Genomic DNA, 11,745 nt, shown 5'->3' with positions numbered 1-11,745 from the left:
GTCTCCTCTTCTGGGTCACCACGTGTCGGGTCCGGTCTGGCTGGTAGATGGGCTGGGGCTGGGTGAGACTGCGGCTCCCCATTCGTCGTAACCGGCTGAGGGTGGTGGAGGCGCTGCCCCGAGACCATGCCTCAGTTCCGCTATGGCTGCAGGGACTTTTGCGCGAGCGTCCGACACGAGATCGTCGAGGCGTCTGGCTCCTGATGACAGAAGGAAGATGACCTCGACCGGGCCGTGGTGCGGGTCTGCCGGGTCGATCACAGCGAGCCACTGGTCTTGAACCGCCAAGGGCAGCTTGGATCCCGTGGACGCGACAAACGGAGCGTTATCGACGATCACGTAGCCGGGCTCGGTCAACTTGAGCCAGTTGACTTTCGCTCGCAGGACGGTCCGGGACGTCATCTGGACGCGTCGACGGTCGGTGGTTTCGAGGGCTCGCGGCTGCAGCTGTCCGCTATCGGGGCGCCAGCCGTTGAGGAAAGATGATCCGCCGCTCACCTGTCCTGAGTGGCTAAGGGTGGTGAGGGTGGCGCCAGGGATCTTGGAGCTGATCCACTTTACGAAGAGGAGGATGAGCAGCGGGATCGTGAGGCCGAGGATCATGAGCCCGACAAGCATGAGCCAGAGCACTCTCTGGTTCAGTGGCCGTTGCATTTCGTAGGAGTAGCGCACGGTCACCGGCATCGGCTTGGCCGCCGTCTGGTCAGACCGCGCCATGACGTGTAGGAGCCCGCTGGCTAGTCCCGAGCCGACGTGGTCGGGGGTCAGGGTGAGGGTGATCTTTCCGGTTTGACACGTGCGGGCAGTGGACGCCTCGGCTGTGACGGGGGCTGCAGCAACCCCGTTGGGCAGGGTCGACGTCTCGCTGCTCTGCAGCCAGGCGCACCCAGGTCCGGCCAGCGGTAGTTCCACCGTGACTGGCTCGACGGTTTCGCCGGAGCCGAAGTCGACGGTTGCGGGGAGCCGCGGGTAGTTGGGCGGCGGCATCACTGTGACGGGGTAGTCGACGACTTGAGGCTCTAGCGTGGTTCCTGGGACGTTCCCGGCGGACGCGGTTGTGAGGGTGAGTGCCAGGTGGACTTTGGCCTTGCCGGCTGGGGCGCCGCTGAGGTTGAGCACGACGGCCTTCGCCAGTTGGGGGGCGTGAAGTCCCGCGGCGATGGGGACCACGGTCCCGTCGGCGTAGTCCAGTTCTGCCCCGACGGTGATGGTGCCCTTGAGCGCTGCGGGCGCGACGGGCGTGTTGTCGACGCGTGTCAATCCCAGCTGTAGGGATGTCGGGTTGCCGGAGGTGAGTGCGGCGCTGGCTTGGTTGAGCCAGGCGGGTCGCAGGTCTCCGTAGAGTCTGATGTTTGAGCGGGCGGTGCCTCTGCCTGTGGAGGCGGGGTCGACGAAGGCCAGTTGCCACGCGCCTGTCCAGCCTTGGTCGCGTTTGCGGGTCAGGGTGAGGGAGAAGACGGAGCCGCTGGCCCAGCTTCCTCGCAGGTCGTAGGCGCTTGAGGAGCCGCGTGGGGGTTGGCCTGGTGTGATGCGGGTGCGGGTGCCGTCGGGGGCTTGAAGGACCGCGTAGAAGGTGGCGAGGTCGGTGCCGCCGAGGATGCGCACGGACGAGATGGACGGGTCGAGGACGAACTGGTGGGTCCCCTGCGGGCAGATCGTTCCCTGGCACATCGGGGTGGTCTGTTTCGTTGGTGCGTGGCCGGGGTCGGCGAGTTCGTCGAAGGCGAAGAAGAGGGCTCCGATGTTCTGGGCTAGGACGAAGTCGCCGGTGTGGCTTCCGTCGCGGGCCCCGCAAGGCGAACCGTGAACTCTTGTGCCGGTTGCGATGCCTTTCATGAGTTCGAAGGCTGCTGGGGGCTGATTGCCTTGGAGCCCGATGGCAAGGGTGGTGACTCCTTGGGTTCGTAGCGCGTCGGCTACGCCGCCTGGGCGGCAGAGGTCGGTGGTGCCGGCTTGCTGCACTGCTTTTGCAGCGGCGTCATTCGTCAGTTCGACGTTGGGACCGTACGGCTTGGTCAGCCCGTAGGTGTTCTCTTCGGCTGGGGTATCGCGGTGGGTTAGGTCGTACATGCCGTCGCTAAGCCACACCAGGGCGGTGCAGTCGCCGTCATGCGCGTGGGCGGCAAGTGCTCGGCGGGCGCCGTCGACCGCTGACCAGTAGTCGGTTTCGAAGCCAGATTTCTGGCTGCGGTATTCGGCGACGGCGTCCAGCACCTGCCCTGTGGTGCGGTCGGTCAGGGCGGTCCAGTCGAGGCTTTGGCGGTACTTGTCGGCGAAGCCGCCCACGGCCACGTCCAGGTGGGCTTGCGAGTTGGAGACGAACGAGGACAGTTCTTGGACCAGGTACGTGGCCGCTGCCACGCGCTGGTCGTTGGGGTCGCTCGTTTGCAGCGAAGGGGTGGTGTCGAGCATGAGGAGGAGGTGCCCTTGTCCTCCCGCTGTCAGGCAGGAACCAAACCGCTGAATCGAGTCCGAGCTTGTTGACGCGGCCACTGCTGGGGCGCTCAGCGCTGCCGGGAGGATGGCGAGCACCATGCCGAGCAGGGCGGCGAATACTGTTCCGCGGGTGGGATGGCTCACCAGCTGCTCCGAGCGACGGCGTCGGAGATTGTCCATGCGTTGAGGCCGACCGCGATGGCAGCCAGGAGCAGCAGGAGTCGGCGCAGCCATGGGGCGAGAGCGCTGTCTCGCGACAGTCCCTCACTGCGGCGTTTGAGGTCGTAGTGGGAGAAGGCTGCTAGGAGGAGAATGGAGGTGATTCCTCCGAGCGCCCATCCAAGGATCGCCAAGGGGTGGGACCTTGTGGCCAGCGGTATGGCGATACCTGCAGTTGCGGCCGCGATTCCTAGGAGCAGCCAGTGAAGTGGAGCGCCGGACACTCTGATAGAAGGGGGCGCTGTCCCGGCGACTGCGTGATCGGTGGTGTCCCATCCCCCGCCGGGCGACCCGCTACTGGTCCCCCCGTCCCACGATCCCGACATGTGCCTCTCGCTACTATCTCAATGGCTTTGGACGCGCCGCCCTAGCCTTGCCCCGTGTCTGAGGTTGCAGGTTATGCGAGCCTGGATCCCAAAGGGACGGAAAGCGGATGATCCGTGCCTAAGTTTCGAGGCTGATTCCTAGAGACGATCCGCGTAGCCGCACCTGAAGCTTGGGATGGCTACCAGAAGGAGCCTCTTGCGAGCCGCTTCATTGACCTTTTGTGGGCGAGGGTGGAGGGTTCTTCCCACAGCGGCCGCCTGCTGGTTGGCCGAACTAGAAATGGAGCCGTGCATGGGAAGCCAAGACACCGAAAAGGGCGCGAACTTCAAGTGCAAGGTCTGCGGAGGCTGGCACGGCGGCTATCCCAAGACGGACGTGTGCGGGAACTGCCTTAAGAAGGGTCTCGGCTAACACCCGCCGCCGGCGAGGTGTGCGCGCCCGCGCGGATGTTAAGGACTGGCTAGCTGCGGGCCTTGACGACGCACTGCCGCCGAGAGCGCTTCCCTTTCCGGGCGGCGGGGCCCGTGCGCGCGTAGTCGCACAGCTCTTGGGCCGGAGCGTCCGCCTACACGACCGGGGCCTGCCGCGTGGAGCCGTGGGCCGACCCCTGCTGGATCGACTCGGGCGCGTCGCCGACGAGGTCACCGTGGCTTGGAGACCGGCTGCTGCTGGGGCGGTGTCTTGCGGTTGGGGGAACGCGCCACGACGTGCGCGCTGGGGCGCCGCGTCGGCGACCATTGCGCCACTGGCTTCTGCTTGGCTTGGCGAGATGCCATGGCGGTCGATGTTCGCGGGCGCTTGTTGCTCCCTCCAGTGGGCGCTCGCGTGGTGGCGATGTGACGGTGGCCGCCGATCGTTGCGACTGAGTCCTCACCGGCTTCAGGAGCGGCCGCTTTGATATTCACAGCTGTCCGGCCTTAACCGGCACCGTCCCCATCGGACTTCTCGGGCTCTCGTCGTCAGAGCACATCGCCCGGGGAGGCAGCGGGGCTCTCCCCCTGTAACGCCCGGCGATTCTGGCCGTAGCGCACACGAAATCGGCGTCAGGTGGCACACTGTCGGCGCAGCAGCGGGGACGGGTTCCGCTGCCCGACAGGGGAACGGCAGCAGAGCCAGAACATGAAGTGGCCACCGAAGCGCGTTATCGCCCTTTCCGCCGTGGGCCTGATCGCATGGGGTGCCAGCGCCGCCACCGGAGACGAGCGCGGGTCGACTGCACCGCCGCAGGTTGCGGCCGAGACCCTCAGCGACGCAACCGGTCCCACATCTGACGCCTCCACGGATGAACCAGCCGCCGAGGCCAGCAGCGTCCCCCCGACGGACACAACCGGCGACTCGTCGATCGCGTCGCCCACCGAATCGGCGACCGACGCATCGAGCGCCACCGCTGCCCCGGCACCGGCGAACGGGACGGCGGCAGCAGTCCTTTCGGCACTGCCGGTCAAGGGCCGCGCCCCGATGACCGGGTACACCCGCAACCAGTTCGGCCAGGCGTGGAGCGACGACGTCACGGTCGCCTTCGGCCACAACGGGTGCGACACCCGCAACGACATCCTGCGCCGCGACCTGCGCAACACCACGCTCAAGCCGGGCACGAACGGGTGCGTAGTGCTGACGGGATCCTTCATTGAGCCCTACTCGGGACAGGCCCTTTCCTTCGCCCGCGGCGCCGGCACCTCCTCTCTAGTCCAGATCGACCACGTGGTCGCCCTCGCCGACGCCTGGCAGTCCGGCGCGCAGCAGTGGAGCGCCGACACCCGCCGCGACTACGCCAACGACCCGCTGGTCCTCCTCGCGGCTGACGGACACCTGAATCAGCAGAAGGGCGCCGCCAACGCCGCCTCCTGGCTCCCGCCGAACAAGTCGTTCCGCTGCACGTATGTGGCCCGCCAGGTCGCCATCAAGGCCAAGTACCACCTGTGGATCACCGCACCGGAACGCGACGCGATCGCCCGCGTGCTGGCCACCTGCCCTGGACTGCCGCTCCCCACTGACACGTCCACAGCCGTGATGCCGAAACAGGCCGCAAGCCCTGCGCCGGTCAAGACGTCCGCCCCGGCGCCCTCCCGTCAGCCGGCTCCGGCCCTGGCCGTCGTCCCGACGCCGAAGCCGGTCGGCGGGGTCTACTACAAGAACTGCAGCGCGGTGCGCGCCGCTGGAGCAGCTCCGCTCCACGTTGGCCAGCCGGGGTACTCCCGCAAGCTCGACCGTGACGGCGACGGGATCGCCTGCGAGTAGGAGCTCATAGGAGCCACCCCTTTCCGAGTGCCGCCCCCACCTTCGGGTGGGGGGTGGCTTTCGCTATGCCATCAGTGGTGGCGCAGGCTGGGACGCCACATCGGCCGCGGGTGCAGCCCGCTGCGGATCGTGTCCACACCCAGAGCGAGCATCGCGATGCCGAGGGGCTGGAAGATCATCGCCGTCAGCGCGAAGCTGACCATGGCGACGCCGAGAACGAACATGCACAGAGCTGCCAGCCCCACCGCGCCAGAAAGGAGCACACCGATGACGTGGAGCGTGCCAAGAATCCCCATCCGGCGAGCGTGACTCTTGCGGCATACCGCGTCAAGTGGTAACGGACGCAGGCGTCCCAGGCAGGCCGAGATGCACCCGGAGGCGCTGCGCGGCGTGCGCGAGTACGAACGCCTGGGCCAAGGCGATACGAGCGTCAGCGAGGCTCTGAGCGTGCGCGCAGTCCAGCAGTGGCGCACGGTCTGCCGATCGCTCATCGATCAGCTGATCGATGATCCGGCGTGTGCTGGCGTCCCACAGCCCGGCGTCGAGCTGGCGCGTGAAGGTGTCGTCGGCGTCCGCCATGGCTTTGCACTGCGCCTGGACATTGGCGAGGCTTCCTTCCTTCAGGGCCTTGCCGATCCGGTCGCCGGCCTTGTTCGGTTCGGCGATCATCGCGAGATACCGCTGGCCTTCCTCGGCCTTCGACCAGACCGTCGGCGTCGGGGCTGGCGTCGTGGTGGTCGTGGCGGGCGTGGCGGGCGCGCTCGAGGCGGCCGGCGTGTTCTGCGGCGATGCGGCGCCGCATGCGCCGAGGGCGGTGGCTGCGGCGATGGCGACGAGCGGGAGTGCGAGCTTCATGGTGGGCGTCCCAGTGTCGGGCTGGTGTGCGGGGCCGCACCCTCGTCAGTGTGCGCCGCCCCTTGCCCGGACACCTCCTGTTGCAGGCAATCTTTCGGCTAGATCCCGACCTCGCGTCAGCCAGCTCGGCTGCCAGCCACACTGAAGCGCCCCACCCTCCAGTCGTCGGAGGGTGGAACGCTATTGTCATCGCCTGCGGGCTCTGGTGGACGTGGGGCGTCCGAGCCCGCCGGCGCCGACGAGGCTACGCCTCGGCACCGACAGTGGTCTGGCTCAGGGCTGGAACGACACGTCGGTCGCGCGCGCTGACAGCTTCGAGCTCGACGTCGTGGTCTCGCCGTCCTCCTCGCTGTCGAAGGAGGCCTGACCGCCCTCGATCGTGAAGCTGTTCACCGCCTCTCCGTCGCTGAGGCCCTTGACCGCGTAGGTCACCTCGACCGTGCCGCTGTCCGGGATCTCCTGGTCGCCGATGTAGGTGGGGTCGATCCGATACGTCACGTTGCAGCCAGCCGAGCCGAAGCACTTCTTGCGCATGATCTTGATGCCGATCTTGAAGTCAGCAGGCTTCGCGTCGAAGGTCGGCTCGGGCGTCGGCGTCTCGGTCGGCTCCTCGGTGGGCGAGTACGACACCTCAGGCGTGGACGCCGCCGTCGTTGTCGAGGGCGTCTGCGAGCGCGGCGCGGAGGCGGTCTGGGCCGGCGTCGAGGAGCAGCCGGCGAGAAGGCCGAGGCCGAGGAGTGAGGCGGCGACGACGTGCGTGCGCTTGTGTGTGGGCATGGGTGATTCCCTGGGGTTGTGAGGCTGGAGGGGTGAGCGTCTGGACGCTACCTCAGAGTGCGCCGAGAGGTGGCTGATACGTCTGAAACGGACAGAGTCGAGGTCGCTCCCTGCGCACCTATACACGTCTACTCGCAGGCGGGCTCGGATCCTGGCAGCCGGACGCAGCACCAAAGGGCCTCTGACCTGCGGGAACGTGATTCCGCGCTCAGGATCGGCCCTAGTGGAACGGGTTCGATTCCCGTCGCTCGCTCCAAGAGGTGTTAGCGAAATGGTGGAGCGCATCCGCCAAAAAGGCTGGCAGCCCGACTTGTCGCCGACTGCCTAGGGAAAGGTCAACCGGAATAGCTACACGTCTTGCTCGGCCAGCTCGACCAGCGGCGGGGGGCGGAGCCGACGTCAGGGCACCGTCGCGGCGACGTACCGGAACCGCGGACCGACCCCCCGAACCAGGGGCGGCACGGCCTACGCTTCACAAAACGTGCCGGAAGCCCCATGGGCAAGGAGGCGAGTCGAACGCACAACCGTCCGGCCCCCACCCGAGGTCTGCGTGTCCTCGAGGGAGCTTGAAGGTTCGCCTTCGACGGGGCCACCAGCGCGGACGCTCCCCACTCCCCCCGCAGCTCGGCGCCAGGTACTGGGTGAGCCAGGACCGTCGCGGTGTAGGAAAGACCGCAAGCCCAAGCCAGCCGGGCCGGCAACATCAGGGCCGCTCCATATCCCGATAGGGTGCTTGGAGTCGTCGAAGTACTGCTGGAGCGGGCCGTGGCCGGCCACGACGGCCAGGATCGAGTGGACCGCGAGTCGCTGGTCCCCGAGTGACGGCAGGCCGCCGTGGAGCGATCGCTCGTCGTAGTCCTGAACGGCGTCCTGCACCAGACGTCGCACGGCCTTGGTGTCGCTCGCCGGGTCGAGACCCGAGCGGCGGATCAGCTCGCGGACCTCACCCTCGACATGGCGCACCGCTTCCTGAGTGGACATGCGTCTCCCCTGACCCCTGTGAGTTGCTTCGCCCGACATCCTGCTCGGTGGGCGGCGATCTTGGCTCGCTAACGCTAGGCGGGCTGCGAATCACCGCGCTGTGGTCATCCACAGGCTCCGGGGTCGAGCGGCACTGCACGCCGTGTCCGACGTGTCCCCACGGCCGGGACCCGTGCACCGTAGCCGGTTCGCCGCTCCCCCGGGCCAAGCCGTCCACACGTGTGCACAGAGCCCGCGGCGCCGAAGCCGTGAGCCGTCTCATGGGCACATCACGACAAGGAGACCCAGGTGCAAATGACCATGACCGTCATCGACACGCAGCGCGCGGCCGCCGCCCCCCGTCATGTGCTCGTCGACGCAGACTCGGGCACGCCCTTCGGTGCTGTCCGGTCGCGGCTGGCGGACATCGCCGGCGTCCCCGGGTGTGGGTTCCGGGTCGAGCGGCGGCTGCTGGCCGACTCGGACGTCCTCGGGGCTCCCCCGCTGCTGCGTGGTGCCCTGCTGACCATCGCGCGCCCCGACGACCCGCCCCCGGCCGGCCCGGATCGTGGGGCGGTACAGCTGCGTGTGGTCGGCGGGGTCGGCGCGGGTCGCGTCATCCCCCTCGGCCGGGGCCAGCACGTGGTCGGCCGCGCAGCCTCCGCCGACGTGCGCCTCGACGACCCGGGCATCTCCCGCTCGCACGCCGTCGTGGTCGTCACCACTGAGGGGGTCACCGTTCGCGACCTCGAGCCGACGAACCGGTCTCGGCTCGACGGCCTGCCGCTGCCGGAGGAAGGCACGCGGCTCGAGCCCGGCCGGCACCTCACGGTGGGGTCGACGACAGTCGTCCTGGGACATCCGGAGGTCCGAGGCGGCCACCACGAGGTCATCGACGGCGAGGTCCACATCCACCGGCAGCCGCGCTTCCGTGACGGTGGCACTCCGCCGGAGGTGACCTTCCCAGAGGCCCCGAGACGCCCGGACCACCACCGGATGCCCCTGCTCGGGTCGCTCGCGCCGCTGGTGGTGTCGGCCGGACTCGCCGTAGCCCTGGCCTCGCCGGCGCTCCTCCTCTTCGCCCTGCTGTCACCCGTGATGCTCCTCGGACAGTGGTGGAGCGACCGGCGTGCGGGCCGGAAGTCGTACCGCCGACTGGTGCGTGAGCATGCCGCCCAGCTCGAGCAGGCACGGGCCGATCTTGCCCGTGCCACCGTGGCGGATGCCTCGACTCGACACGCGCGGCACCCGGACCTGGGCCTGCTCGAAGCTGTCGTGCGCAGGTGTGGCACCCGGCTGTGGGAGCGACGGCCGGACGACGATGACCACCTCGTCCTCCGGGTCGGCACCGCGGCGCAACCTGCCGCGGTCATGGTCGGCGGCCTTGTGCCTGAAGGGTTCCCGTCCATCGAGGGGCTCCCTGCGGTGGTGGACCTCGCCACCTCGGGCGTCGTCGGGATCGCGGGCCGCCGCGACCACACGCTGTCGCTCGTGGGCGCCCTCGTGGTCCAGGCTGCGACCTGGCACACGCCCCGCCGGCTGGGGCTCCACGTGCTGGCTGACACCGCACGCCACCTCGTCGACTGGGAGTGGGCCGTTCACCTGCCGCACCTGCGTGACGACGATGCGGGGGTGCCCGGGTAGCCGATGGCGCCGCGGAGGTTCTGCGACACGTCACTGCTCTGCGGGGGCTCGTCGACGGCCGCCTCGCTGCACGAGGCGGCGCGGCCAGGGTCTCGGGCCGCCCCTCCCCAGACCTCCTGGTCGTCCTGGACGGGGCCAGCACCATGCGGGCTCTGCCCGGCGTGGCAGACCTGCTCCGGGACGGCCCACCCGCAGGAGTCGTCTTCGTCTGCATCGACCGTGACATCACCTCGCTGCCCGCCGAGACGCGGGTGTCCCTGGACATCGCCCACACGGGAGAGGAGGCGATCCTGCGCGAGGACGGTCGGACGCTCTCCGGGATCGTGCCCGACCTGCCTTCGCGGGGCTGGCTCGAGGGGGTGAGCCGCGCGATGGCACCGTTCGTCGACGCGACCCCCGAGTCCGGGCACGCCGCCCTGCCTCGGGAGGTGTCATTCGTCGAACTGCACCGCGGAGCAGGCCTCGACCCCGGCACGCCCGACGGGCTGRTGGAGTCGTGGACGCGCAGCACCGGGCGTCCGGTCGCGCTGTTGGGACGCACGTCCGACGGGCCGGTCACGGTCGACCTGAGCGTCGACGGCCCGCACGTGCTCGTGGGCGGCACCACGGGTTCCGGCAAGTCCGAGCTGCTCCAGTCCCTGGTGACCGGCCTCGCCGTGACCAACCGGCCGGATGAGCTCGGCTTCGTGCTCGTCGACTACAAGGGCGGTTCGGCCTTCAGCGAGTGCGCCCGGCTGCCGCACACGGTGGGGCTCGTCACCGATCTCGACGCCCATCTCACCGCCCGCGCCCTGGCGTCTCTCGACGCCGAGATGAAACGTCGCGAACGGCTCCTCGCCCAGGCGTCCGCACGAGACCTCGACGACTACCGCCGCGCTGCTTCCGTATGCCGTGAGCTCCCAGCCCTGGCACGGCTCGTCATCGTCGTGGACGAGTTCAAGGCTCTCGCCGACGAGTTCCCCGAGTTCATCGACGGACTCGTTCGTGTGGCCGCCCTCGGGCGGTCCCTGGGCCTCCATCTCGTCCTGGCGACGCAACGCCCTGCGGGCATCGTGTCCGCTGACATGCGCGCCAACGTGGCCTGTCGCATCGCTCTGAGGGTTCGCGACCGCGCCGACAGCGACGATGTCGTCGATGCCGCCGACGCGGCGTCTCTGGACCCGCGGGCTCCCGGGCGAGCCTGCCTGCGCGTCGGTGACCGGGGGCTGATCACCGTGCAGACGGCCTATCTCGGTCGCCAGCTGGCGGAGATCCCCGGGGCTGGTGCCTCGGCCTGCGTCATGGTCCGGGAGCTGGTGGCGCCCCTCCCCCGGCGAGAGGTCGAGCCGCGGACGGACGCCTCGGACCCTCCGACGGAGCTGCACGTCGTGGTCGACGCCGCGAACGCCGCCGCTCGCCATCTCGGGCTCGAGTCGTCGACGCCGCCCTGGCTGCCTCCGCTCCCGGGGGTCGTGACCGCGCGCGATCTGGGCGCGATCACGACGGGGGTCACGTCAGGGATCGAGGCAACGGCGGGGACGGGAGGGATACCGCTGGGCCTGGTCGACGTGCCCACAGAGCAGCGCCGCGAGACGTTCTGCTGGCGCCTCGAGGAGCGCGGGCACCTCGGCATCGCCGGGGGTCCTCGCTCGGGTCGCTCCATGGCACTCGTGACCCTGGCGGTCGGACTGGCCGAGATCGCAGCGGCCCGGGACGTGCACGTCCACGTGCTCCAAGGCGCGCCGGGACCGTGCGCGGCGCTCGCACAGCTTCCCCACGTCGGCACGGTGACCGACTCCGGCAACCCGGCGCTGAGCCGTCGGCTGGTGCTCCGTCTGCTCCGCCTGGTCGACGGAGACGAGGTAGGGCCTCCAGGAACCGTCGTGCTCGTGGACGGCTGGGAGTCCCTCGAGGAGTCCCTGTCCGGCATCGATCACGGTGCACCTGTCGACGACCTCCACCGGCTCCTTCGGGACGGGCCTGCAGCGGGCGTCAGGTTCGCCGTGACCGGCGGACGGGCGGTCCTCTCCGGGCGGCTGCCCGGGTTGCTGGAACGGCGACTGGTGCTGCACATGCCGGACCCGCTCGACCTCACCCTCGCCGGGGTCGCTCCGTCGCTCGCCGCCGCGGCCCGTCCCCCGGGAAGGGCGATCGACATCCAGACCGGCCACGAGCTGCAGCTGGCCCTCCCGGGCGGTGGTGGCCCGCTCGAGTCGGCCGCCCGGTGCGCGGCTCGCGCCGTGGCCTCGCGCCGTTCGACCCCGACCGGGGGCGGCTCGTCGACCCTCGCACCGAGACGATCCCCGTGGC

General features: G+C 69.4%; 8 protein-coding genes. 3 read left to right on the top strand and 5 right to left on the bottom strand.

Annotated elements, in window-relative coordinates; genetic code table 11:
• Nucleotides 1-15 precede the first annotated feature (15 nt).
• Nucleotides 16-2,412, bottom strand: a complete 2,397-nt coding sequence (locus tag AC1DP0_RS00310) for a hypothetical protein (protein ID WP_478081685.1) — start codon at nt 2,410-2,412, stop codon at nt 16-18.
• Nucleotides 2,413-2,576: 164 nt separating this feature from the next.
• A complete protein-coding gene (locus tag AC1DP0_RS00305) occupies nt 2,577-2,789 on the bottom strand; it encodes a hypothetical protein (RefSeq protein ID WP_478081683.1) in 213 nt (70 codons plus the stop codon).
• A 1,651-nt stretch (nt 2,790-4,440) separates the two neighbouring features.
• Between AC1DP0_RS00305 and AC1DP0_RS00300 the strand changes: the two genes are divergently transcribed.
• Complete coding sequence (locus AC1DP0_RS00300; RefSeq protein WP_478081681.1) at nt 4,441-5,220, top strand: GmrSD restriction endonuclease domain-containing protein; 780 nt, start codon at nt 4,441-4,443, stop codon at nt 5,218-5,220.
• A 71-nt stretch (nt 5,221-5,291) separates the two neighbouring features.
• On the opposite strand, the gene AC1DP0_RS00295 is transcribed toward AC1DP0_RS00300, so the two are convergent.
• The 3 genes from AC1DP0_RS00295 to AC1DP0_RS00285 form a co-directional block, all read right to left on the bottom strand.
• Nucleotides 5,292-5,516 (bottom strand): hypothetical protein, encoded by a 225-nt coding sequence (locus AC1DP0_RS00295; RefSeq protein WP_478081679.1) that lies wholly within the window; start codon nt 5,514-5,516, stop codon nt 5,292-5,294.
• Nucleotides 5,517-5,547: 31 nt separating this feature from the next.
• A complete protein-coding gene (locus AC1DP0_RS00290) occupies nt 5,548-6,075 on the bottom strand; it encodes a hypothetical protein (RefSeq protein ID WP_478081677.1) in 528 nt (175 codons plus the stop codon).
• A gap of 273 nt (nt 6,076-6,348) precedes the next feature.
• Entirely contained in the window at nt 6,349-6,852 is a 504-nt protein-coding gene (locus AC1DP0_RS00285; RefSeq protein WP_478081675.1) for a hypothetical protein, read from the bottom strand.
• A gap of 1,275 nt (nt 6,853-8,127) precedes the next feature.
• On the opposite strand from AC1DP0_RS00285, the gene AC1DP0_RS00280 reads away from it, so the two are divergent.
• Nucleotides 8,128-9,456 carry an FHA domain-containing protein gene (locus AC1DP0_RS00280; protein WP_478081750.1) on the top strand — a complete coding sequence of 443 codons (1,329 nt, stop codon included), beginning with the start codon at nt 8,128-8,130 and terminating at the stop codon, nt 9,454-9,456.
• 143 nt (nt 9,457-9,599) lie between these two features.
• Nucleotides 9,600-11,745, top strand: a 2,146-nt coding sequence (locus tag AC1DP0_RS00275) for an FtsK/SpoIIIE domain-containing protein (protein ID WP_478081673.1), incomplete at its 3' end; no start/stop codon positions are given.

Source organism: Terrabacter sp. P5_B1 (assembly GCF_056400505.1).
This window is presented reverse-complemented; position numbering and strand designations above follow the sequence as displayed.